This window comes from Nonomuraea ceibae (assembly GCF_019396325.1).
GTDB lineage: Bacteria > Actinomycetota > Actinomycetes > Streptosporangiales > Streptosporangiaceae > Nonomuraea > Nonomuraea ceibae.
On the sequence record NZ_JAHKRO010000033.1, the window covers coordinates 56290 to 79692 of the forward strand.

Sequence of the window (23403 nt, forward strand, 5' to 3'; positions counted from 1 at the left end):
CTCACTCCTCACCCGGGTCGCCGTCGGCCAGAATCTGGTAGAGCCTGCGCCGGGTCTCCACCAGAGTCTTACGCGCTTCGCGGATTTGCGCATCAGTGCCGGTCTGCAGAACCTGCATCAGCGCGAACGCCGACTGGCGCGACAGGTCCCAGAGGTCGGCCGTGCTGTCATCGATGTCGGGCCGCATCTCGTCCCACGGGGCGCGGACCTCGTCGGCGTGCGCCTCGATGTAGGCGCGGCCGGTGTCGGTGAGCCGGAAGGTCTTGCGGCCCTCGTTCTCCTCGGAGATGACCAGACCCTCGTCGCTGAGCTGCTGCAACGCCGGGTAGACGGCGCCGGGGCTGGGCTTCCAGCCGCCCTCGCTGCGCTCGGCGATCTCCTGGATGATCTGGTAGCCGTTGCGCGGCTCCTCGGCCAGCAGGGCCAGGATCGCGGCGCGCACGTCGCCCCGCTTGGCCTTGCGCGGCCGGCCGCCCCAGCCCCGGTGCCCGCCGAACGGGCCCTGGCCCCACGGCCCCCGGCCCAGGTCGAACGGGAACGCTCCCGGCCCGCGGCGCCCCCGGTGCCGGTGCTCGTGCGGGCCGCCGCGGTGGTGGTGGCCCTGCTCGAAGGCGTCGGCCACGGCCTTGATCGCCTCCTTCGCGGCCTTCTTGAACTCGTGCGCGTCGGGCCACTGGCCCCCGGCCGCCTGAGCGGATGTCATCGTGGTGCCTCCTCGCGATCGTTCTCGATGCTTCAACGATATATCGGAAGAATGTCGCCATCAAGGGTGATGCTCAAGTGAGACAGATCACCAAAAACTTCCGGGAATCCGGGAACAGGATCCGGGAGGAGTCCGTTGTTCACAGCAGACGAGGTCGTTCCGCGTCGGCAGGGCTGGGGGGTGCTGTCGCCGCGGAGACGACCTCGTCTGCGTTTGCGGGACGTTTCGCGGGGTCCGCGCCCGGGCACCGCACACCGGCGCGGATTGCCGTACAGTCCCGATCATGATGGGGCACACGCACGCGCTCACCGGGGTCATCGCCTGGCTGGGGCTGGCGCCGCCGCTCGCGGCGCTGCCGCTGCTCAACGAGTCCTCCCGGTTCATCGACACCGGCATCATGGCCACCGCGCTGAGCCCGGCCGAGCTGATCGCCGGGGCCATCATCTGCGCCGGCGCCGCCATGCTGCCCGACCTCGACCACCCCAGCGCGACGATCGCGCAGACGTTCGGCCCGGTCACCTGGTTACTGAGCAAGGGCGTGTCGTGGATCAGCGGCGGGCACCGGGGTGCCACGCACTCCCTGGCGTTCGCGGTGGCGGTCGGGTTCGGCACGCACTGGCTGGCCAACACCTATCCGATCGGCCGCGACATCATGGTCGTGCTGCTCATCGGGCTGGCCCTGCGCGCGATCGGCATCGGCATCCCGGGCAAGAAGCTCGGCTCGGCCATGGTCAACATCGGCCTGACGGCGGGGCTCTACGCCGTGTTCCTGTCGCTGTCGGTGGGGTACGCCTGGCTGGGGCTGGCCGTGGGGATCGGCTGTCTCATGCACGTGGTGGGCGACTGCATGACCGAACGCGGGTGCCCGGTGCTGTGGCCGCTGTCGATGAAGTTCGTGCTGCCGTGGAAGATCGGCATCAAGACGGGGCGCAAGTTCGAGCAGAAGATCCTCGCTCCGCTGCTGTCGCTGGCGATCGTGGGCCTGCTCTTCTGGCGGCTCGCCCCCGTTTAACTTGATGTCGAGATACTTTTCGAGATATCTTGACATCGAGAGACCTGCGCGGCCGACTTAGGGTGACCTGACGTCGAGAACGCTTCCCGCGTGCGGCAGGATCTCAAGTGAGCAACTGTCTATGGAGGAGGCGAATCACCGTGTCCGCGAACAGCTTCGGCAGCCGTGACACGCTGCGCGTCGGCGACGCGTCATATGAGATTTTCCGGCTGGACGCTGTCGAAGGCGCTGCCCGCCTCCCGTACAGCCTGAAAATCCTGCTGGAAAACCTCCTCCGCACCGAGGACGGCGCCAACATCACCGCCGACCACATCCGCGCCCTGGGCTCCTGGGACCCCAACGCGGCGCCGAGCGTGGAGATCCAGTTCACCCCGGCCCGCGTCATCATGCAGGACTTCACTGGCGTGCCCTGCGTCGTCGACCTGGCCACCATGCGCGAGGCCGTGCGCGACCTCGGCGGCGACGCCGCCCGCATCAACCCGCTCGCCCCGGCCGAGATGGTCATCGACCACTCCGTCATCGTCGACTACTTCGGCCACCCCGACGCCTTCCAGCGCAACGTCGAGCGCGAGTACGAGCGCAACCGCGAGCGCTACCAGTTCCTGCGCTGGGGCCAGACCGCCTTCGACGAGTTCAAGGTCGTCCCGCCCGGCACCGGCATCGTCCACCAGGTCAACATCGAGCACCTGGCCCGCGTCGTCATGACCCGCGACGGCAAGGCCTACCCCGACACCTGCGTCGGCACCGACTCCCACACCACGATGGAGAACGGCATCGGCGTGCTCGGCTGGGGCGTCGGCGGCATCGAGGCCGAGGCCGCCATGCTCGGCCAGCCGATCTCCATGCTCATCCCGCGCGTCGTCGGCTTCAAGCTCAGCGGCAAGCTGCCCGCCGGAGCCACCGCCACCGACCTGGTGCTCACCATCACCGAGATCCTGCGCAAGCACGGCGTCGTCGGCAAGTTCGTGGAGTTCTACGGCGAGGGCGTCTCCTCCGTGCCGCTGGCCGACCGCGCCACGATCGGCAACATGAGCCCCGAGTTCGGCTCCACCTGCGCCATCTTCCCCATCGACGGCCAGACCGTCGACTACCTGCGCCTGACCGGCCGCTCCGAGGAGCAGATCGCGCTCGTCGAGGCCTACGCCAAGGCCCAGGGCCTGTGGCTCGACCCGCACGACCCCGAGCCCCAGTTCTCCGAGTACATCGAGCTCGACCTGGGCACCGTCGTGCCGTCCATCGCCGGCCCCAAGCGTCCGCAGGACCGCATCGAGCTGTCGGCCGCCAAGGAGACCTGGCGCCGCGACGTGCGCGCCTACGTCGACGACCCCGACGGCGTCGACGAGGCCGTCAAGGAGAGCTTCCCCGCCTCCGACGCGCCCGCCTCCAACGCCGACGCCAACGGCGCCCGCCCGCACAAGCCGGTCGCGGTCACGCTCGCCGACGGCACCTCCTTCGAGATCGACCACGGCATCGTCTCCATCGCCGCGATCACCTCCTGCACCAACACCTCCAACCCGTACGTCATGCTGGGCGCCGCCCTGCTGGCCCGCAACGCCGTGGAGAAGGGCCTGACCCGCAAGCCGTGGGTCAAGACCTCCCTGGCGCCCGGCTCCCAGGTCGTCACCGGCTACTTCGAGCGCTCCGGCCTCCAGCCGTACCTCGACAAGATCGGCTTCAACCTCGTCGGCTACGGCTGCACCACCTGCATCGGCAACTCCGGCCCGCTGCCTCCCGAGATCTCCGAGGCCGTACAGGCCAACGACCTCGCGGTCACCGCCGTGCTGTCCGGCAACCGCAACTTCGAGGGCCGCATCAACCCCGACGTCAAGATGAACTACCTGGCGTCCCCGCCGCTCGTCGTCGCCTACGCGCTGGCCGGCACCATGGACCTCGACCTCGACACCGAGCCGCTCGGCATCGGCGCCGACGGCGAGCCCGTCTACCTGCGCGACATCTGGCCCTCGCCGGAGGAGATCGCCGAAGTCGTCCACTCCTCGATCGGCCGCGACATGTTCGAGCGCGACTACGCCGACGTGTTCAAGGGCGACGACCTGTGGCGCTCGCTGTCGATCCCGACCGGCGACACCTTCGAGTGGGACCCGGCCTCCACCTACGTGCGCAAGGCCCCCTACTTCGACGGCATGCCGCCGGAGCCGGAGCCGGTGACCGACATCGCCGGCGCCCGCGTGCTGGTCAAGGTGGGCGACTCCGTCACCACCGACCACATCTCGCCCGCCGGGTCCATCAAGGTCGGCACCCCCGCCGCCCAGTACCTGCAGGCCAACGGCGTCGAGGTCAAGGACTTCAACTCCTACGGCTCGCGGCGCGGCAACCACGAGGTGATGATCCGCGGCACGTTCGCCAACATCCGGCTGCGCAACCAGATCGCGCCCGGCACCGAGGGCGGCTACACCCGCGACTTCACCCAGGCCGACGCGCCCGTGTCGTTCATCTACGACGCCTCGGTCAACTACGCCGCCGCCGGCACCCCGCTGGTCGTCCTGGCCGGCAAGGAGTACGGCTCCGGCTCCTCGCGCGACTGGGCCGCCAAGGGCACCGCGCTGCTCGGCGTCCGCGCCGTCATCGCCGAGTCCTACGAGCGCATCCACCGCTCCAACCTCATCGGCATGGGCGTGCTGCCGCTGCAGTTCCCCGAGGGCGCCACGGCCGAGTCGCTGGGCCTGACCGGCGAGGAGACGTTCGACATCACCGGAGTCGAGGCGCTCAACGACGGCTCCATCCCGCAGACGGTGCACGTCAAGGCGGGCGACGTGGAGTTCGACGCGGTCGTGCGCATCGACACGCCCGGCGAGGCCGACTACTACCGGCACGGCGGCATCATGCAGTACGTGCTGCGCTCGCTGCTCGCCAAGTCCTGACCCGCTCCGCTTCCCCGCCCGCGCCCCGGTCATCAGCCGGTGGCGGGCGGCGGGAGCCCGGCCGCCCTCACGCGGCCGGGCCGGGCGCGCGCACCTCACGCGCCCACCTCGGGGGAACCACCCGACCGTCACGAGCCGCCCGGCGCACCACCCACCGCCGGGCGGCTCTTGGCATTCACGAGGTGGCCTGCGCCCCCACCGGGCGGGCGGGGCTCAGGCGACGCGGGCGGGCGGGGCCGGCCAGGTGTCGCAGGAGCCGGGCCGCTGCGTGGTGAAGCCGCGCTTGAGCCAGTAGGCGCGGTTGGCGCCCTTGCCGTGGCTGCGCCGCTCGCCGTCGTCGTCACCGCTGGCGCGGGTCGCGTCGAGCAGGGCCTCCCAGTCGCCCCGGCCGCGGCCGAGCGAGCCCCACACGCTGCCCAGGAACACCCCCGACAGGCAGTCGGCCTGCAGCTCGTAGCGCCGCCCCAGCTCCGCCCGCCGCGCCCGCCCGGCTCTGGCGGCGGCGCTCTCGTAGTGCTTCCTGATCCCGGTCAGGCTCTGCACGTGGTGGCCGTACTCGTGCGCGGCCACCTTGAGGGGGTAGAGGTCCGTACGGTCCTCGATCCAGCGGCCCGTCAGCGGGAACACCAGCGTGGCCCGCTCGGTGCAGTAGAAGGCGGCGGCCCCCTCGGGCCAGTCGAGGCCGCACACGCGCGGCGCGGGCTCGTCGTAGTAGCGCACGATGGGCTTGCGGAACGTCCGGCGCGTCCCGGCGAGGTGCTTGGACCACGACTTGTCCAGACATTTCGTGATCGTGGTGAGGTATTCGCGGGTGCGCGGGATCCCGCCCTGGACGATTTCCGGCTCCGGGCACGCCGCCGCCGCCATCCTGCCGGTCACCGCCAGCGGATCCACGTACGGCCTCTGGGCCTGGGCGGGCAGCGCGAACCCGGACGACAGGAGGAGCGGGAGGGTGAGAAGCAGACGCACGATCACGCAGCTTAGGCGATCTCCAGCCGGCCCGGACGCCCGCCCGCCCCGGCGCGCACCCCGTTCCCGTGCCCGTACGCTCGCTTCGGTCCGCACCCCGTCCACGTGCCCGTACGCCCGCCTCGGTCGTCCGCCTCGGTCTTGGGGAGGTTGTGGTGGTTGACTCCTCTTCGTGACTCATGAGGTGCTGGTCCTGGTCGTCGGCGGGGCGGCGGTGCTCGCCGGGGCGGTGGTGCAGGGCAGCGTCGGGTTCGGGCTGGGGCTGGTGGGCGTGCCCGTGCTCACCATGCTGGACCCGGGCGTCATGCCGGGTGCGATGCAGGTGGTCAACATGACGCTGCCGCTGTTCACGCTCGCCGCCGAGTGGCGGCGGGTCGACTGGCGCGGGCTCGGCTTCGCGCTCCTCGGCCGCCTCCCGGGCAGCGTGGTGGGGGCGTTCATCGTCGTGTACGTGTCCATCCACGCGCTCAGCGTCTTCGTGGCGGTCATGGTGCTGGCCGCCGTGGGGCTCACCGCGCGGGCGTTCAGCGTGCCGCGCAACGGGGCGACGATCACCTCGGCCGGGTTCCTGTCGGGCGTCACCGGCACCGCAACCGGCATCGGCGGGCCGCCCCTCGCCCTCGTCTACCAGAACGCCAGGGGGCCGCAGATCCGGGCCACGCTGGCCATGTTCTTCTTCCTCAGCGCTGCCCAGTCGATCGCCGTCCTCGCCCTGGTCGACCGCCTGCCGGTGCGCGCCCTGGCCACCGGGGGCGCGCTCGTCGTGCCGATGATCCTCGGCTTCGCCCTGTCCGGGCCGCTGCGCCGCCACCTCGACCAGGGCCGGGTCCGCGTCGCCGTCCTGGTCGTCGCCGCGGCCTCCGCGCTCGGCCTCCTCGTCGTCACCGCCCTGGCCTGACCCCCGCCGCCGGGCCGGCCGCCGCCTTCGGGGCGATCGCGGCCCGGGTCAGTCGCAGCCGCAACTGCAGCCGTCGCAGCCGCAGCCGCCGTCCTCCGAGCAGCAGCAGCCGCAGTCGCAGTTCGAGCAGCAGTCCCAGCCCGAGCAGTCGCACCGCTGGCAGAACGAGCTCTCGTGCTCCTCGTCCCACTCCGGCCGGTACAGCCCGCACGTACAGCAGGTCAGCGACGCGCACATGAACGACAGCAGGCCGCCCGGATCCTGCCTGCGCCGCCCCGGCGCCTTCGGGTCGTCCACCGGGGACTGCCCGCTGCCGGTGGCGAAGGCGCGGGTGACGGCGCGGCCGGTCTCCCGCACCAGCAGCGCCCGCGCCAGGCCCGGCCGGGGCAGGTCCAGCTCGTCCACCGCCTCCCGCAGGGCGGTGTGCGCGGCGTCGCAGTGGCGGCGCGCCTCGGCGAGACCGGTGCCGGTGGCGTCCAGCGGGTTGTACGCGCCGTTCGCCCGGTCGTCGGCCAGGTCCTCCACGGCGTCGAGCAGATGCGCCAGCCGCCCGAACGCCCTTCCCGCCGCCTTTAGTGCTTGCTGGTTGCCCGGCCGCCCGGCGAGCACCGCCGTGTGCCCGAACGCGGCGGCCACCGACTCCTCGGTCGGCCCGGTCACCTCCCGTAACCCCACGGCAGCCAGCACCGGAGCGCCCTCAGGCCGCACGAGGGCCCCGGCCTCCGCGAGCGAACCGCCGCCCGCCCGGGGGACCGGCACCTGCGAGACCGCAAGGCCCGCCCGCCCGGCCTGCGACCCGGAGAGCGGCGCACCGCGCCCCTGCGGCGCGTTGCCCGGTTGCGGCCCGGAGGGCGGCCTGCTGTGTCCCTCCCTAAGGGGCGCGGGTCCCGTGAGCGGCCTGCCGGGTGTCTCCGTCAGCGGTGTGGGGTGCGTCCGGAGGCCGGGGCGGGGCCGGGCCGGCGGGGGCTCGCCGTCCGGGTGGGCGGGAGGCGTGCGGGCGGGGGCCGGGGGGTGTTCGAGGAGGGCCTGGCGGGAGGCGGCGGCGGTGAGGGGCCGGGGGTCGAAGCCGAGGGCGCCGGCCGTGGCGGCGCCCGCGCTGGTCCAGCGGCGCGCCAGGCGGGAGGCGCCCGCGGCGACCAGGGGGCGGGCGTACCGGCCGTCGCCGTCCGCCACGTGGTCGCGCATCTTCCCGGCGGCGAGCAGCAGCGACACCGAGGCCGCCAGCCTGGCCCCTTCGGCGTGGGCCACGGAGGCGCCGGTGAAGCCGCGCAGCGGGCAGGGCCCGGCCTGGCGGCGGGCGGGCGCGCCGGCCGTCTGGGCTTCGGTGAGGACGGACACGAGCAGGCCGTCGTAGTTGGTCACCAGGCGGGACAGGTGCCCGTGCTCGTCGCGGAGCGCCAGGCACAGCCCGCACAGGTGCGCCATCCAGTCCGCGTACAGCCCTTTGCACATGACGTGCCGACACGGGCGGACAATGCCGAACATACGTCCCCTTTGTGCAGTATGGCGGAGCCCACCGTAGCACCGAGAGGATCGCCATGCCCGTCACCCCAGGCCCGTTCGCCGGCCGTACCGTCTCCGACCTCGCCCTCGACCTGCGCGCCGGCCGCGTCACCGCCGCCGAGCTGGCCCGGCTGGCGCTGGAGGCCGCCGCGCGGCTCGGCCCGGCGCTCAACGCGTTCGTCACCGTCGACGCCGAGGGGGCGCTGGAGGCGGCCCGGACGGCGGACCGCGAGCTGGCCGAGGGCGCCGACCGGGGGCCGCTGCACGGGATGCCGGTCGGCGTCAAGGACCTGATCATGGTGGCGGGCCTGCCCGCGACGATGGGCTCACGGCATTTCGCCGGCTACGTCCCCGACACCGACGCCGCCTGCGTGACGCGACTGCGGGAGGCGGGCGCGGTGATCGTCGGCAAGACGACGACGCACGAGTTCGCGTACGGGCCGACGGGCGACCGGTCGGCCAACGGGCCCTCGCGCAACCCGTGGGACCCGGAGCGCATGTCGGGCGGCTCCAGCGGCGGCAGCGGCGCGGCCGTGGCGGCGGGCATCGTCCCGCTGGCGCTCGGCACCGACACGGGCGGCTCGGTGCGCATCCCGGCCGCGCTGTGCGGGGTCGCCGGCTTCAAGCCCGCGTACGGGGCGATCCGCGCCGACGGCGTCTTCCCGCTGTCGGTCACGCTCGACCACGTGGGCGTGCTGGCCGGGCGGGCGGAGGACTGCCTGCTGGCGTACGCGTGCCTGGCGGACGAGCGTCCGGCGCAGGACGGCGGGGAGGTGCGGACGGCGTGGCTGGATCCCGCCGGCCTGACCCCGTGCGATCCCCGGGTGGCCGCCCTGGCGCGGGTGGCGGCCGGGGCGCCGGACGTGGTGGAGCTGCCCGAGGGCGTCGGCGCGCGGTTGCGGGAGACGTACACGGTGATCCAGAGCTGTGAGACGGCGGCCGTGCACGCGGAGCGGCTGGCGGGCGCTCCGGGGTTGTTCGACCCGGAGGTGCTCGAGCGGCTGCGGGTCGCGGCCGAGGTGCCGGGGTGGCGGTACGTGCGGGCGATGGAGGAGCGGCGGCGGCTCGGCGGCGTGGTCGCCGAGCTGTTCGACGGCGGGCACGACGTGCTCGCGCTGCCCGCCGTGCCGCTTACCGCGCCCCGGCTCCAGGGGCGCGAGGTCGTGCTGGACGGCGGAACCGTCGCCGTCCGCGCCGCGCTGCTCGCGCTGACCAGCCCGTGGAACGTGCTGGGCCTGCCCGCGCTGACCGTGCCCGCCGGGCTGGTGGACGACCTGCCGGCAGGGCTGCAACTGGTGTGCCGCCCTGGCAGTGAGCACCTGCTGTTCCAGGCCGCGGAGAAGGCCGGGCGACCCGGGCCCAGGTGATCCGCCCGGCGGCAGGGCGTGTCTGGATTGTTACCGGGAACAACAAACTCCCCCCGCCGCGGGTCTTCCAAAGCAGGCCATCCCGGAATACGTTGCCGCAAACAACATTCATCCGGGCCCCTCCGGAAGAAAGGACCCTGCACCCATGCGCAAGGGGATCCTCAGCTTGACCGCCGCGGCAGCATCGCTCGCTCTCGGTCTCACCGCCTGCGGGGGCGACGGCGGGACGACCACCACGACCTCCTCGGCCCCGGCCGCCTCCTCACCGGCGGCCACGGGCAAGATCGGCGTCATCCTGCCCGACAGCAAGTCGTCGGCCCGCTGGGAGACGGCGGACCGCAAGTACCTGCAGGAGGCGTTCGAGGCCGCGGGCGTGGCCTACGACATCCAGAACGCCCAGAACGACAAGACGGCCTTCCAGACCATCGCCGACCAGATGATCACGAACGGCGCGACCGTCCTGATGATCGTCAACCTGGACAGCGGCACCGGCAAGACCGTCATCGACAAGGCCAAGTCGCAGGGCGTGGCCACCATCGACTACGACCGGCTGACGCTGGGCGGCGGCGCCGCCTACTACGTGAGCTTCGACAACACCAAGGTCGGCACCCTCCAGGGCGAGGGCCTGAGCAAGTGCCTGGCCGACAAGAAGGCCGACAAGCCCATCGTGGCCTACCTGAACGGCTCGCCGACCGACAACAACGCGACCCTGTTCAGGGAGGGCTACGACGGCGTGCTCAAGCCCAAGTTCGACGCGGGCGAGTACGTCAAGGGCCCCGACCAGGCCGTGCCCGACTGGGACAACACCCAGGCCGGCACCATCTTCGAGCAGATGCTCACCAGCGAGCCGAAGATCGCCGGCGTGCTGGCCGCCAACGACGGCCTGGGCAATGCCGCCATCACCGTGCTGAAGAAGAACAAGCTCAACGGCAAGGTGCCGGTGACCGGCCAGGACGCCACCGTGCAGGGCCTGCAGAACATCCTGGCGGGCGACCAGTGCATGACCGTCTACAAGGCCGTCAAGAAGGAGGCCGACGCCGCCGCCAAGCTCGCGGTCGCGCTGGCCAAGGGCGAGAAGCCCGCGGCGAGCGGCAGCGTCAAGGACCCGGAGACCGGCCAGGACGTCCCGGCCGAGCTGATGGAGCCGCAGGCGATCTACTTCGAGAACGTCAAGGACGTGGTGGCGGACGGCTACGTCACCAAGGAGGAGCTGTGCACCGGCGACTTCGCCGACAAGTGCGCCGAGGCGGGAATCCAGTAGTGACGGCACAGGGCACGGCCCGCGCCCGCCGCGCGGGCCGGGCCCGACCCGAGGGAGCCACATGACCCCCCTGCTCGAAGTGCGCGGGATCGACAAGAGTTTCGGGCCCGTGCAGGTCCTGCACGACGTCGCGTTCTCCGCCCATGCGGGCGAGGTCACCGCGCTGGTCGGCGACAACGGCGCCGGCAAGTCGACGCTCGTCAAGTGCGTCGGCGGCATCTATCCGATCGACTCGGGCGAGATCGTCTTCGACGGCCGCCCGGTCCAGGTGCACGGCCCGCGCGACGCGGGCGAGCTCGGCATCGAGATCGTCTACCAGGACCTGGCGCTCTGCGACAACCTCGACATCGTCCAGAACATGTTCCTGGGCCGCGAGCGCCGCCGGGGCCTCGTGCTCGACGAGGCGTCGATGGAGGAGCTGGCCGAGAAGACGCTGAGCAGCCTGTCCGTGCGCACCGTCAAGTCGATTCGCCAGCAGGTCTCCAGCCTGTCCGGCGGCCAGCGGCAGACGGTCGCCATCGCCAAGGCCGTGCTGTGGAACAGCAAGGTCGTCATCCTCGACGAGCCGACCGCCGCGCTCGGCGTCGCCCAGACCGCCCAGGTGCTCGAACTGGTGCGCAGGCTCGCCGACAAGGGCCTGGCCGTCGTGCTCATCTCGCACAACATGAACGACGTGTTCGCCGTCTCCGACCAGATCGCGGCGCTCTACCTCGGCAGGATGGCCGCGCAGGTCAGGACCGCCGACGTGACGCACGCGCAGGTCGTCGAACTGATCACGTCCGGCCGCAGCGGAGACCTGGGGATCGTGTCATGAACAAGGTCAAGGAACTGCCCGGCGAGGCCATCGCCACCGCGGCGCAGGCCCCGTCGATCGGGCACAGCGTGCGCGCCTACGCCGAGCGCGTGCGCGGCGGCGACATGGGCGCGCTGCCGGCCGTGCTCGGCCTGGTCGTGCTCTGCACGGTCTTCGCGATCGCCCGCCCGTCCTTCCTCAGCCCGATCAACTTCGCCAACCTGTTCACGCAGGGCGCCGCGGTCACGGTGATCGCGATGGGCCTGGTGTTCGTGCTGCTGCTGGGCGAGATCGACCTGTCGGCCGGGTTCGCCAGCGGCGTCTGCGCGGCGGTGCTCGCGGTGACGCTCACCTCGCTCGGCCTGCCGTGGTACGTGTGCGTGCTGGCCGCCGTCGCCACCGGGGCGGTCATCGGCGTCGTGCTCGGCTCGCTGGTGGCCAAGGTCGGCATCCCGTCGTTCGTGGTCACGCTGGCCGCCTTCCTCGCCTTCCAGGGCCTGGTGCTGGTGCTGGTCGACGAGGGCAAGAACATCTCGATCAGGGACGAGGTGATCGTCGCGATCGCCGGCCGCAACCTTCCGCCGTGGCTCGGCTGGGGGCTGTACGCGGCGTGCGTGGCGATCTACGCGGCCGTCCAGCTCGTCCGGGCCAGGCGGCGGGCCGGGCGCGGGCTGGTCGCCGACCCGCTGTCGCTGATCGCGGTCCGGGTCGGCTCGCTGGCGGTCATCGCGGGCCTGGCGGTGTACGTGCTCAACCTGGAGCGCAGCCGCAACCCGCTGATCACCTCGCTCACCGGCGTGCCGATCGTCGTCCCGGTGATCCTGGCGCTCCTGGTGCTGTGGACGTTCGTGCTGCGCCGTACCGCGTTCGGGCGGCACATCTACGCGGTCGGCGGCAACGCGGAGGCGGCCCGCAGGGCCGGCATCGCGGTGGACCGGATCAAGGTCAGCGCGTTCGTGATCTGCTCGGCCATGGCGGCGGTCGGCGGCGTCATCGCCGCCTCCCGGGCCAGTTCCGTCGACCCCAACACGGGCGGCAGCTCGGTGCTGCTGTACGCGGTCGGCGCGGCGGTGATCGGCGGCACGAGCCTGTTCGGCGGCAAGGGCCGGGTGGTCGACGCGATCCTCGGCGGCGCGGTCGTCGCGGTGATCGAGAACGGCATGGCCCTGATGGGTTACGGCTCCAGCGTGAAGTATCTGGTGACCGGATGCGTCCTGCTGCTGGCCGCGGGCGTGGACGCGCTGGCGCGCAAACGGGCGGCCTCCGCTGGTCTAAGGTGATCAGCGACTTCCACCCGTTGAAGGAACCTCAGACGATGCGTGCCGGCCCCTCGCAGGAGGACATCAGGCGCCACAATCTCGGCGCGCTGCTTCGCCATGTCCACCTGGGCGGGCCGATCTCGCGGGCCGAGCTGACCTCGCGGATGGGGCTCAACCGCAGCACGATCATGGCGCTCACCTCCGACCTGACGGCCGCCGGGCTGGTGCGCGAGGAGCTGCCGCGCGAGACGGGCCGCGCCGGCCGCCCGTCGCTGGTGGTGCGCCCGGAGTCGTCGCGGGTGTACGTGTTCGCCTTCGACGTGAGCCCCGACCGGCTCGCGGTGGCGCGGGTCGGCCTCGGCGGGCTCATCCTGGACCGCCGGGAGGTGGCGCGCGAGCGCGGGTCGCCGGCGCTGGGCGAGCTGGCGGGGGTGCTGGCCGGGTTCGCCCGCCAGATGCGCCGCCGCACCCGCGACGACACGGTCTGCGTGGGCGCCGCCGCCGCGGTGCCGGGCGGGGTGCGCAAGGCCGACGGCGTGGTCGCCTTCGGCCCCAACCTGGGGGTCGAGGAGGCGGTGCCGTTCGGCGAGGAGCTGGGCCGCAGGCTCGGCCTGGGCCTGCCCGTGAGCGTGGGCAACGACGCCAACCTGGCGGCGCTGGCCGAGCACAGCCGCGGGGTCGGCGCCGCCGTCAAGGACCTGATCTACCTGCACGGCGACGTCGGCATCGGCGGCGGCATCATCACCGGCGGCCACCTGCTCGGCGGCCACGACGGCTACGGCGGCGAGGTCGGCCACATCGTGGTCAACCCGGGCGGCCGGGCCTGCGGCTGCGGCTCGCACGGCTGCCTGGAGGCCGAGGTGGGGGAGCGGGCGCTGCTGGAGGCGGCCGGCCGGTTCCGCTCCGGCCAGCACGGCCGCGACGCGGTCCGGGCGGTGGTCGAGGCAGCCGACCGGGGCGACATCGTGGCGCAGGAGGCGCTCAAGCGGGTCGGTGACTGGCTCGGCCTGGGCATCGCCAACCTGGTCAACATCTTCAACCCGGAAATGGTGATCTTCGGCGGGATGCTGCGCGAGGTCTACCTCGGCTCGGCGGCCCAGGTGCGCAGCCGGCTGACCCTGCACGCGATGGCGCCGCAGCGCGAGCGGCTGCGGCTGCGGACCTCGTCCCTGGCCGACGACGCGACGCTCGTGGGCGCGGCCGAGCTGGCCTTCGCCCACGTGCTCGCCGACCCTCTCGAGGTGCTGGCCAGGGCCGGAAGTTAGGCGACGCGGGAGTTCGGCGCCGTCCAGGTGTTGCAGTAGCGTGCCGAGCCGCCGCTGTAGCCGCGGTTCTGCCAGTAGGCGAGGTTGCGCGGCTTGCCGTGGACCTTGCTCTCGTCGGCCTGACGGATGGCGTCGACCCACTGGCCCCAGGTGATGCCCGGGTCGACCGAGTCGATCGCGGCGCTGTAGAAGACGCCGGCGAAGCACTCGGCCTGCATCTCCAGGCGGTGGCTGAGCGTCGTGCGGGCCTTGGCGCCGGCCCGCCAGTAGAGCCGGTTCTGCGCGTCCAGGATGCCGGTGAGCTCCTGCACGTGGTGGCCCCACTCGTGGGCGACGGAGTGCGCGATGTTCATCTTGAACGGGTCACGCAGGTCGCGCTTCTGGATCCGGATCGCGATCGTGCGCTGGGCCGGGCAGTACTGGGCGCCGTTCGTGGTGATCGTGCCGCACACCGAGCGGCTGCCGGAGGTGACGGACACCTTCGGCGGCGAGTAGCGCATCCCGGCGGCCTTGAACCGGGCGGCCCAGAAGCGGTTGGCGCACCTGGCCATGGCCCGGTGGAAGGTCTTGACGGAGGAGGTGCTGCCCTCGCGGATCTCGGGGATCGCGCAGGTCAGGGTGGAGGGGGTGCCCGACCGGTAGATCTTGTTCTTGGTCAGTACGGCCGGCAGCCCCGAGCTCGCGGACTTCGTCTCGGCGCTAGCCGTACCAGATAGGGCCAGACCCGCGATCATGCAGACAGAGGCTGCGATAAGGGGAGTACGCACGATCGCGGATACTAGACCAGTTCATGGTGTTTTTGGAGGGTTGTATGTGGCATTTGTCGCCAGAAGGTGCGGCCGCACCGCAGCAGTGCGGCCGCACGGACGGGCAGGATCAGGCGACGTAGCGGGACGAGACCCGCCAGGTGTTGCAGGAGCCCGGGGAGGCGGAGCTGAAGCCCCGCTTCATCCAGAACGCCTGCGACGGGCCCTTGCCGTGGTCGTTCTGTGCCCAGCCCTCGTGGCCGTGGTCGTGGAACCAGTCCACGATCTGCGCCCAGCGACCGGAGTCGACGGGCAGGGTGTCGCGCACCGAGCGCATGAAGACCGAGGAGAAGCACTCGGCCTGCAGCTCCGAGCGGCGCGAGAGCTGGAGCCTGGCGGAGCCGCTGGCGCGGTTGTAGGCCGGGCCGTAGTAGTTCCAGATCCCGGAGATCGCCTGCACGTGGTGGCCGTACTCGTGCGCCATCAGGCGGGCGATGCCGATCGGGTCGGGGTTGCGCAGCTGGGTCTTGGTGATGAGCATGTACATCGTGCGGTTGGACGAGCAGTAGTAGCCGTCCGCGCCGCCGACCCAGCGCCCGCAGGGGCTGCTGAGCTTACGGGTGGTGATGCGCAGCCGCGGCTTGCTGAACGACAGGCGGGCCTTGCGGAACTGCGAGGCCCACGACTTGTTCAGGCAGTTGGTGACCCGGCTGAGGAAGCGCTTGTAGGCCGCCGTGCTGCCCCGGGGCAGGCTGCCGGGACGGCAGTTTGACGAGGCCAGCCGGCCCGTCTTGTACAGCGGGTTGTGCGTGGCGGCCGCCTTGCCCCGGGGGACGGCGGTCGTCGTCTGCTGCTGCTGAGCCTGCGTGACCTGTGCGACGTTCTGTGCTGCTGCCTTGGCAGTGTTCGCCTCGGCGACCGCCGTCCCCGCGCCCGCCAGGGAGACGATCACCCCGGCAGCCAGCAGTGACGACAGTTTCTTCATGGGGAGAGTGTTCATAGTGAGGGAAAGACTAGGTCAAGTTCTGACAAATGTGGGCGCATTTGACTCGATGAGGTCAGCGTGTCGTCCGCGAACTAGACTCCTTGCGTCGGCGTACAAGACCAGAGGGGAGTCTGATCCGTGAGCGGGTTGCTGGACTCAGTCAAGGGACCGCACGACGTCAAGAGGCTCGCTGCCGAGGAGCTGCCGCGGCTGGCGGGTGAGGTGCGGGACCTGCTCGTCGACTCGTGCGCGAAGTTCGGCGGGCACCTGGGGCCCAACCTGGGGGTGGTGGAGCTGACCATCGCCATCCACCGCGTCTTCGACTCCCCCCGCGACCCGGTCGTGTGGGACACCGGGCACCAGGGCTACGTGCACAAGCTGCTGACCGGCAGGGCCGCCGGGTTCGACGCGCTCAAGCAGGAGGGCGGCCTGTCGGGCTACCCGAGCCGGGCCGAGTCCGAGCACGACTTCGTCGAGAACTCCCACGCCTCGACCGCGCTGTCCTACGCCGACGGCCTGGCCAAGGCGTTCAAGCTGCGCGGCGAGCACGACCGCACGGTCGTCGCGGTGATCGGCGACGGCGCGCTGACCGGCGGCATGGCCTGGGAGGCGCTCAACAACATCGCCGGGGCCAAGGACCTGCCGATCGTCATCGTCGTCAACGACAACGGCCGCTCCTACTCGCCGACCATCGGCGGGCTCGCCTCCCACCTGTCGTCGCTGCGCGTCAACCGCCGCTACGAGGACATGCTGGAGTACGTCAAGGGCAAGATCGGGAACGTTCCCGTGCTGTACGACGCCCTGCACGGCATCAAGAAGGGCGTCAAGGACGTCATCGCCCCGCAGGCCATGTTCGAGGACCTCGGCCTGAAATACGTCGGCCCCATCGACGGCCACGACGAGCAGGCCATGGAGGCGGCCCTGCGCAAGGCCCGCGGCTTCCGCGGCCCGGTCATCGTGCACGCCCTCACCCAGAAGGGCCGCGGCTACAGCCCCGCCGAGAACCACGACGAGGACCAGTTCCACTCGCCCGGCGCCTTCGACCGCGCCACCGGCGCCGAGAAGCCCAAGGGCCGCATCTGGACCAACGTCTTCAGCGAGGAGCTGGTCCGGCTCGGCCACGAGCGCGACGACCTGGTGGCGATCACCGCGGCGATGCTCCACCCGACCGGCCTGGCCGCCTTCGCCGAGGCGTTCCCCGAGCGCATCTACGACGTCGGCATCGCCGAGCAGCACGCCCTCACCAGCGCCGCCGGCCTGGCCCTCGGCGGCATGCACCCCGTGGTCGCCGTCTACGCCACCTTCCTCAACCGCGCCTTCGACCAGCTCCTGATGGACGTGGCGCTGCACCGCCTGCCGGTCACCGTGGTGCTCGACCGGGCGGGCGTCACCGGCGACGACGGCGCCAGCCACAACGGCATGTGGGACCTGTCGATCCTCCAGGTGGTGCCCGGCCTGCGGGTCGCCGTGCCGCGCGACGGCAGGCGGCTCACCGAGCTGCTGCGCGAGGCGGTGGCCGTCTCCGACGGGCCCACCGCGCTGCGCTTCCCCAAGGGCCCGGTCGCCGAGGCCGTCGAACCCGTCGGCAGCCTCGGCACGATGGACGTGCTGCGCGAGCCCGCCTCCGGCGAGCCCGACGTGCTCCTGGTCGGCGTCGGCCCGATGACGCAGGCGTGCATGGAGGCGGCGGTCCTGCTCGACGCGCAGGGCATCTCCTCGACCGTGGTCGACCCGCGCTGGGTCAAGCCGCTCGACGAGGCCCTCGTCGGCGCGGCGCGGGCGCACAAGCTCGTCGCCGTCGTCGAGGACAACGGCCGCGTGGGCGCCGTCGGCGACGCCGTCTCGCGCCTGCTGCGCGACGCCGACGTGGACGTGCCGGTGCGCTCCTACGGCATCCCGCAGGAGTTCCTCGACCACGCCAAGCGGGCCGCCATCCTCGGCCGGATCGGGCTCACCGGGCAGGACCTGGCCCGGCAGATCACCGAGGCCGTCGCCCGGCGCGGTTCCCCCGTGGTAAGCCCTTCGTAGCAGGCGGTTGATCATCCGCGGTGGGGGAAGGTCGCTCACCGTGGATATCTTTCGCACCAAGAGTGTCGAGCAGTCGATCCGCGACACCGAAGCCCCCGAGCACCAGCTCCGCAAGCGCCTGAACGCCGTGGACCTGACCGTCTTCGGCATCGGCGTGATCGTGGGCACCGGCATCTTCGTGCTGACCGGCCAGGTGGCCAAGGAGATGGCCGGTCCGGCCGTGGCGATCTCGTTCGTGGTCGCCGCGGTCGTCTGCGGCCTGGCGGCGCTGTGCTACGCCGAGTTCGCCTCCACGATCCCGGTGGCAGGCTCCGCCTACACCTTCGCCTTCGCCACGCTGGGCGAGTTCCCCGCCTGGATCATCGGCTGGGACCTGCTGCTGGAGATGGCCCTGGCCGCGGCCGTGGTCGCCGTCGGCTGGTCAGGCTACTTCGCCTCGCTGATGTCCTCGATCGGGATCGAGCTGCCCGCCTCGATCGCCGGGGACGAGCCGGTGGTCAACCTGCCCGCGATGATCATCGTGCTGATCCTCACCGGGGTCCTGATCGCCGGGATCAAGCTGTCCTCCCGGGTCAACCTGGCCATCGTGGTCATCAAGGTCGCCGTCATCCTGCTGGTGATCGTGGCCGGGCTGTTCTTCGTCAAGGCGGCCAACTACACGCCGTTCATCCCCGCGCCCGAGGCCACCCCGACCGTCGAGGGCGTCCAGGCGCCGCTGATCCAGGTGCTGTTCGGCATCACGCCCGTCGCCTTCGGCGTGCTCGGCGTCTTCTCCGCCGCCGCGATCGTGTTCTTCGCCTTCATCGGCTTCGACATCGTCGCCACCGCCGCCGAGGAGACCATCGAGCCGCAGCGCGACGTGCCGCGCGGCATCATCGGCTCACTGGCCATCTGCACGATCCTGTACGTCGCGGTCTCGCTCGTCGTGGTGGGCATGCAGCACTACACCGAGCTGAGCAGCAGCGCGCCCCTGGCCGACGCCTTCACCGCCGTCGGCCAGTCGTGGGCGGCCACGCTGATCAGCATCGGCGCGATCGCCGGCCTGACCACCGTGGTGATGATCCTCATGCTCGGCCAGACCCGGGTGCTGTTCGCGATGTGCCGCGACGGGCTGCTGCCCCGCCCGCTGGCCAAGGTCAACCCCAGGACCGGCACGCCCGCGCTGCTGACGGCGATCGTGGGCGCGGTGGCGGCGGTGCTGGCCGGGTTCATCTCGCTGGGCGCGCTGGCCGAGCTGGTCAACATCGGCACGCTGTTCGCGTTCGTCGTCGTCTCCGCCGGCGTGATCATCCTGCGCCGCACCCGGCCGGAGCTCGAACGCGCCTTCCGCGCGCCGGGCGTGCCGGTGCTGCCGATCCTGGCCGTGCTCGCCTGCCTCTACCTGATGCTCAACCTGCCCGTCGAGACGTGGCTGCGGTTCGTCATCTGGATGGTCATCGGCGCCGTGCTCTACTTCCTGTACGGCAGGCGCCACAGCAGGGCCCGGCAGGGCCTCTGACGGTCCGGGGGCGGGCGGCCACCCCCGGAAGGGGCGGTCAGAGCGTGAAGACCGCCCCGCCCGCCGCGCGCATCAGGCACGCGTTGCTGTAGACGCGGCCGAAGACGACGGGCTTGCCCCGCCACATGCCGGCCACGACGACCGCGTGCGGGCGCAGCTCCTTGGTGCAGACCTGGCCGGGCGAGGCCGCCAGCCTGGCCGGGTCGCCGCCCGCCTTGCGCAGCAGCCGGCAGGCCGCGCGCGGCGACGGGTGGGTGCCGCCGTCACGGTCGCAGGTCAGCGTGACGGCCTTGGTCTCGCCGCCCTTCTCCGCGACCAGGACGCGCAGCGCCGACCGCTGCTCCGACCGCTGCTCCGACCGCTGCTCCGGCCGCTGGTCCGATCGCAGGGCCGATCGCTGGTCCGAGTGCTGGTCCGATCGCGGGGCCGGATCCGCGAGCGCCGGAGCCGCCGCGGCGAACAGGAAGGCTCCGCTCAGCGCCAGCGCGCCGACCGCCTTCAACATGGTGTCTCCCTTCGTAGCGAGGGACCACACGCTACGACGGACAGTGACGGCCGTTGAGGAGGCCCGCCGGGCGGACCTCCTCAAAGACCAGGTCAAGCCGGGAGAGAGGCCACCCCCGGCGGCAGGAAGCGTGACCGCGAGTGACCGCTGCGGTCCAGGTACGGGGTGATGCCGCCCAGGTGGAACGGCCAGCCCGCGCCCAGGATCATGCACAGGTCGATGTCCTGCGGCGCGGCCACCACGCCCTCCTCCAGCATGAGCCGGATCTCCTCGGACAGCGCGCCGAGCACCCGCTCGCGCACCTGCTCGGCCGTGGACGGGCGGTCGCCGCCCGCGAAGAACGCCACCGCCTCGGGGTCGAGCGAGAAGTCCGCCCCGTACACGCCGGGCTTGCCGGAGGCGACGAGCTTGGCCAGGTTGGCCGAGACGCCGAACCGGTCCGGGAACGCCTCGTGCAGCGTCCCGGCCACGTGCATGCCGACGGCCGGGCCGACGAGCTGCAGCAGCGCGAACGGCGTCATCGGCAGCCCGAGGCCGTCCAGCGCGTGCTCGGCCGTCTCCAGCGGCGTGCCCTCGTCGACGGCGGTGATGACCTCGCCCATGAACCGGGTGAGCAGCCGGTTGACCACGAACGCCGGGGCGTCCTTGACCAGGACCGACGACTTCTTCAGCGACTTGCCGACGGCGAACGCCGTGGCCAGCGTGGCGTCGTCCGTCGCCGCGCCCCGGATGATCTCCAGCAGCGGCATGACCGCGACCGGGTTGAAGAAGTGGAAGCCGACCAGCCGCTCGGGGTGCTTCAGGTCCGCGCCCATCTCGGTCAGCGACAGCGACGAGGTGTTGGTGGCGAGCACGCACTCGGCCGAGACCACGGCCTCCACCTCGGCGAACACCTGCTTCTTGACCGCCAGGTCCTCGAAGACCGCCTCGATGACGAAGTCGGCGTCGGCGAAGGCGTCCTTGGTCAGCGACCCGGTCACCAGCGCCTTGAGCCGGTTGGCCTGGTCGCCGGAGATCCGGCCCTTGGCCAGCAGCTTGTCCACCTCGGCGTGCACGTACCCGACGCCCTTGTCCAGGCGCGCCTGGTCGAGGTCGGTCAGCACGACCGGGACCTCCAGGCGGCGGGCGAACAGCAGCGCCATCTGCGAGGCCATCAGCCCGGCGCCGACGACGCCGACCTTGGTGACCTTGCGCGCCAGCGCCTTGTCGGGCGCGCCGGCCGGGCGCTTGGCCCGCCGCTGCACCAGGTCGAAGGCGTACAGGCCGGCCCGCAGCTCGTCGCTCATCAGCAGGTCGGCCAGTGCCTCGTCCTCGGCCGCGAAGCCCTCGTCGCGGGAGGCCGTACGGGCCAGCGCGATGAGGTCGAGCGCCCGGTAGGGGGCCGGGGAGGCGCCGTGCAGCTTCAGGTCGACCAGGAAGCGGGCGTCGGCGACCGTCTTGTCCCAGTCGCCCGCCGTGTGGTCGGGGCGCGACACCTGCTCGGCGCCCTGGAGCACGCGGGCGGCCCAGCGCAGCGACTCCTCCAGGAAGTCGGCGGGCTCGAACAGCGCGTCGGCCACGCCGAGCTCGTACGCCTGCGCGCCCTTGACCATGCGGTTCTGGCTCAGCGGGTTCTCGATGATCAGCTTGATCGCGTTGGCCGGGCCGACCAGGCGGGGGAGCAGCTGCGTGCCGCCCCAGCCCGGCACGAGGCCGAGGAAGCACTCGGGCAGCGCTACCGCCGGGACGCCGGAGGAGATCGTCCGGTAGGTGCAGTGCAGCGCGATCTCCAGGCCGCCGCCCATGGCCGCGCCGTTGACGAACGCGAACGACGGGATGCCCAGCTCGCCCAGCCGCCGGAACACGTGGTGGCCCAGCGCGCCGATGGCCAGCGCCTCCTCGCGGGAGGTCACCTGGGCCGCGCCCTTGAGGTCGGCGCCGACGCCGAAGATGAACGGCTTGCCGGTCACGCCCACCGCGACCAGGTCGGTGCGGGCGGCGATCTCCGACAGCGCGCCGTTGAGCGCGAACAGGCCGTGCGGGCCGAACGTGTTGGGCTTGGTGTGGTCGAAGCCGTTGTCGAGCGTGATGAGGGCCATCGTGCCCGCGCCGCCGGGCAGCTCGACGTCGCGGACGAGGGCCTTGGTCACCACCTCGTCGGCGTTGCGGTCGCTCAGCAGCGCGCGCCAGGTCTCGATGTCGCTCATGCCAGGTTCTCCCAGATCACGGTGCCGCCCATGCCCATGCCGACGCACATGGTGGTGATGCCGTAGCGCACGTCGGGGCGCTCGCCGAACTGGCGGGCGAGCTGCGTCATCAGCCGCACGCCCGAGGAGGCCAGCGGGTGGCCGAAGGCGATCGCGCCGCCGTAGGGGTTGACCCGGGGGTCGTCGTCGGCGATGCCGAAGTGCTCCAGGAACGCGAGGACCTGGACGGCGAACGCCTCGTTGATCTCGAACAGCCCGATATCCGAAATATCCAGACCTGCCAGGCGGAGGGCCCGCTCGGTCGACGGGATCGGGCCGACGCCCATCACCTCCGGGTCCACACCCGCGAACGCGTACGACACCAGCCGCATCTTCGCGCTCAGCCCCAGCTCCGCGGCCACGTCGGCGGCGGCGACCACACAGCCGGTGGCGCCGTCGTTGATGCCCGACGAGTTGCCCGCCGTCACGTTGCCGTGCGGCCGGAACGGCGTCTTCAGCCCGGCCAGCGCCTCCGCCGTGGTGCCCGGCCTGGGCGCCTCGTCCTGGACCGCCAGGCCCCAGCCCTTCTCGGCCGTGCGGATCGCCGTCGGCACCAGGTCGGGCTGGATCTTGCCGTCGGCGTACGCCTTGGCGACCTTCTCCTGCGACAGCACCGCGTAGGCGTCGGCGCGGTCCTTGGTGATCGACGGGTAGCGGTCGTGCAGGTTCTCCGCCGTCATGCCCATGACCAGGGCGCTCGGGTCGACCAGCTTCTCCGACAGGAACCTCGGGTTCGGGTCGACGCCCTCGCCCATCGGGTGACGGCCCATGTGCTCGACGCCGCCCGCGATGGCCACGTCGTAGGCGCCGAACGCGATGCCGCCCGCCACCGTGGTGACCGCGGTCATCGCGCCCGCGCACATGCGGTCGATCGCGTAACCGGGCACCGACTTGGGCAGGCCCGCCAGCACCGCGGCCGAACGGCCGATGGTCAGGCCCTGGTCGCCGATCTGGGTGGTCGCGGCGATCGCGACCTCGTCGACCCGCTCGGGCGGCAGGCCGGGGTTGCGCCGGATGAGCTCGCGGATGACGCGGACGACCAGGTCGTCGGCGCGGGTCTCCGCGTACAGCCCTTTCGGCCCCGACCTGCCGAAAGGCGTGCGCACGCCGTCGACGAACACGACGTCACGAGAGGAAGGCACGGATTCGCTCCTCGTTGCTGGACAGCTTCCTCGCCCATGCTACTCGCCAGTAACTACTCCGCAGACGAGCGTCGCGGCCAGCAGGGCGTACACGGCGGCGACGTGCGGGTCCCACAGGTGCGCGCGGGCGCCGACCAGGGCCACGACCCCCGCGACGGCACAGGCCCACGACACCCGCCCCCACCCTCCCGTACGCGCCCCGCGCCCCGGATCCCACGGATCCCCCGGCACCTTCCCCGCCCACCCGGACGCCGCCCCCCGCCCACCCCGGCCCGCTCCCCCCGAACGCGACGCCACGCCGACGCGGGCGGGCCCGCTGCGGGGGGTGGCGTTCCGGTGGCGGGGGGCCGCCCACCCGCCCCACC

At 72.0% G+C, this 23403-nt stretch carries 18 protein-coding genes and 1 pseudogene; 10 read left to right on the plus strand and 9 right to left on the minus strand.

What is annotated here, in order from left to right; genetic code table 11:
• Position 1: 1 nt before the first annotated feature.
• Positions 2 to 703 carry a PadR family transcriptional regulator gene (locus tag KME80_RS21705; protein ID WP_219507785.1) on the minus strand — a complete coding sequence of 234 codons (702 nt, stop codon included), beginning with the start codon at positions 701 to 703 and terminating at the stop codon, positions 2 to 4.
• A 283-nt stretch (positions 704 to 986) separates the two neighbouring features.
• Between KME80_RS21705 and KME80_RS21710 the strand changes: the two genes are divergently transcribed.
• Together KME80_RS21710 and acnA are read left to right on the plus strand one after the other, a co-directional pair.
• Positions 987 to 1715 (plus strand): metal-dependent hydrolase, encoded by a 729-nt coding sequence (locus tag KME80_RS21710; RefSeq protein ID WP_219507787.1) that lies wholly within the window; start codon positions 987 to 989, stop codon positions 1713 to 1715.
• Positions 1716 to 1849: 134 nt separating this feature from the next.
• Positions 1850 to 4594: an aconitate hydratase AcnA gene (acnA, locus tag KME80_RS21715; RefSeq protein ID WP_219507827.1), complete on the plus strand. Its 2745-nt coding sequence runs from the start codon at positions 1850 to 1852 to the stop codon at positions 4592 to 4594.
• A gap of 213 nt (positions 4595 to 4807) precedes the next feature.
• Here acnA and KME80_RS21720 read toward each other — a convergent pair whose 3' ends face one another.
• Entirely contained in the window at positions 4808 to 5563 is a 756-nt protein-coding gene (locus tag KME80_RS21720; RefSeq protein WP_308125872.1) for a neutral zinc metallopeptidase, read from the minus strand.
• Positions 5564 to 5735: 172 nt separating this feature from the next.
• On the opposite strand from KME80_RS21720, the gene KME80_RS21725 reads away from it, so the two are divergent.
• Positions 5736 to 6461 (plus strand): sulfite exporter TauE/SafE family protein, encoded by a 726-nt coding sequence (locus KME80_RS21725; protein ID WP_308125873.1) that lies wholly within the window; start codon positions 5736 to 5738, stop codon positions 6459 to 6461.
• Between the two features lie 48 nt (positions 6462 to 6509).
• Here the strand turns inward: KME80_RS21725 and KME80_RS50545 are convergent, their stop codons facing one another.
• Positions 6510 to 7946 (minus strand): DUF5685 family protein, encoded by a 1437-nt coding sequence (locus tag KME80_RS50545; protein ID WP_246645347.1) that lies wholly within the window; start codon positions 7944 to 7946, stop codon positions 6510 to 6512.
• Between the two features lie 53 nt (positions 7947 to 7999).
• Here KME80_RS50545 and KME80_RS21735 point away from each other — a divergent pair, with 53 nt between their 5' ends.
• The 5 genes from KME80_RS21735 to KME80_RS21755 all read left to right on the plus strand — a co-directional run bounded on the left by KME80_RS21735 (position 8000) and on the right by KME80_RS21755 (position 13909).
• Positions 8000 to 9331 carry an amidase gene (locus KME80_RS21735; RefSeq protein ID WP_246645348.1) on the plus strand — a complete coding sequence of 444 codons (1332 nt, stop codon included), beginning with the start codon at positions 8000 to 8002 and terminating at the stop codon, positions 9329 to 9331.
• A 145-nt stretch (positions 9332 to 9476) separates the two neighbouring features.
• Positions 9477 to 10592 carry a sugar ABC transporter substrate-binding protein gene (locus KME80_RS21740; RefSeq protein WP_219507790.1) on the plus strand — a complete coding sequence of 372 codons (1116 nt, stop codon included), beginning with the start codon at positions 9477 to 9479 and terminating at the stop codon, positions 10590 to 10592.
• 61 nt (positions 10593 to 10653) lie between these two features.
• Positions 10654 to 11406 carry an ATP-binding cassette domain-containing protein gene (locus KME80_RS21745; protein WP_219507792.1) on the plus strand — a complete coding sequence of 251 codons (753 nt, stop codon included), beginning with the start codon at positions 10654 to 10656 and terminating at the stop codon, positions 11404 to 11406.
• Positions 11403 to 12665, plus strand: a complete 1263-nt coding sequence (locus tag KME80_RS21750) for a sugar ABC transporter permease (RefSeq protein ID WP_219507794.1) — start codon at positions 11403 to 11405, stop codon at positions 12663 to 12665. Before KME80_RS21745 ends, KME80_RS21750 begins: the two co-directional genes overlap by 4 nt.
• A 35-nt stretch (positions 12666 to 12700) precedes the next feature.
• Positions 12701 to 13909 (plus strand): ROK family transcriptional regulator, encoded by a 1209-nt coding sequence (locus KME80_RS21755; protein WP_219507797.1) that lies wholly within the window; start codon positions 12701 to 12703, stop codon positions 13907 to 13909.
• On the opposite strand, the gene KME80_RS21760 is transcribed toward KME80_RS21755, so the two are convergent.
• Together KME80_RS21760 and KME80_RS21765 are read right to left on the minus strand one after the other, a co-directional pair.
• Positions 13906 to 14643 carry a neutral zinc metallopeptidase gene (locus KME80_RS21760; protein WP_219507799.1) on the minus strand — a complete coding sequence of 246 codons (738 nt, stop codon included), beginning with the start codon at positions 14641 to 14643 and terminating at the stop codon, positions 13906 to 13908. The two genes, KME80_RS21755 and KME80_RS21760, sit on opposite strands and share 4 nt — an antisense overlap.
• A 142-nt stretch (positions 14644 to 14785) precedes the next feature.
• Complete coding sequence (locus KME80_RS21765; RefSeq protein ID WP_219507801.1) at positions 14786 to 15640, minus strand: neutral zinc metallopeptidase; 855 nt, start codon at positions 15638 to 15640, stop codon at positions 14786 to 14788.
• Positions 15641 to 15787: 147 nt separating this feature from the next.
• Between KME80_RS21765 and dxs the strand changes: the two genes are divergently transcribed.
• A complete protein-coding gene (gene dxs / locus KME80_RS21770; RefSeq protein ID WP_219507833.1) occupies positions 15788 to 17668 on the plus strand; it encodes a 1-deoxy-D-xylulose-5-phosphate synthase in 1881 nt (626 codons plus the stop codon).
• 40 nt (positions 17669 to 17708) lie between these two features.
• Positions 17709 to 19166 carry an amino acid permease gene (locus tag KME80_RS21775; RefSeq protein WP_219507803.1) on the plus strand — a complete coding sequence of 486 codons (1458 nt, stop codon included), beginning with the start codon at positions 17709 to 17711 and terminating at the stop codon, positions 19164 to 19166.
• Between the two features lie 37 nt (positions 19167 to 19203).
• Here KME80_RS21775 and KME80_RS21780 read toward each other — a convergent pair whose 3' ends face one another.
• The 4 genes and pseudogenes from KME80_RS21780 to KME80_RS21795 form a co-directional block, all read right to left on the minus strand.
• Positions 19204 to 19671: an SSI family serine proteinase inhibitor gene (locus KME80_RS21780; protein ID WP_219507805.1), complete on the minus strand. Its 468-nt coding sequence runs from the start codon at positions 19669 to 19671 to the stop codon at positions 19204 to 19206.
• 92 nt (positions 19672 to 19763) lie between these two features.
• Positions 19764 to 21857, minus strand: coding sequence for a 3-hydroxyacyl-CoA dehydrogenase NAD-binding domain-containing protein (locus KME80_RS21785; protein ID WP_219507807.1), 2094 nt, complete (start codon positions 21855 to 21857; stop codon positions 19764 to 19766).
• Positions 21854 to 23017, minus strand: coding sequence for a thiolase family protein (locus KME80_RS21790; protein WP_219507835.1), 1164 nt, complete (start codon positions 23015 to 23017; stop codon positions 21854 to 21856). The genes KME80_RS21785 and KME80_RS21790 overlap by 4 nt, the downstream gene beginning before the upstream one ends.
• 60 nt (positions 23018 to 23077) lie before the next feature.
• Positions 23078 to 23403, minus strand: a pseudogene (locus tag KME80_RS21795) (hypothetical protein); the annotation flags it as partial.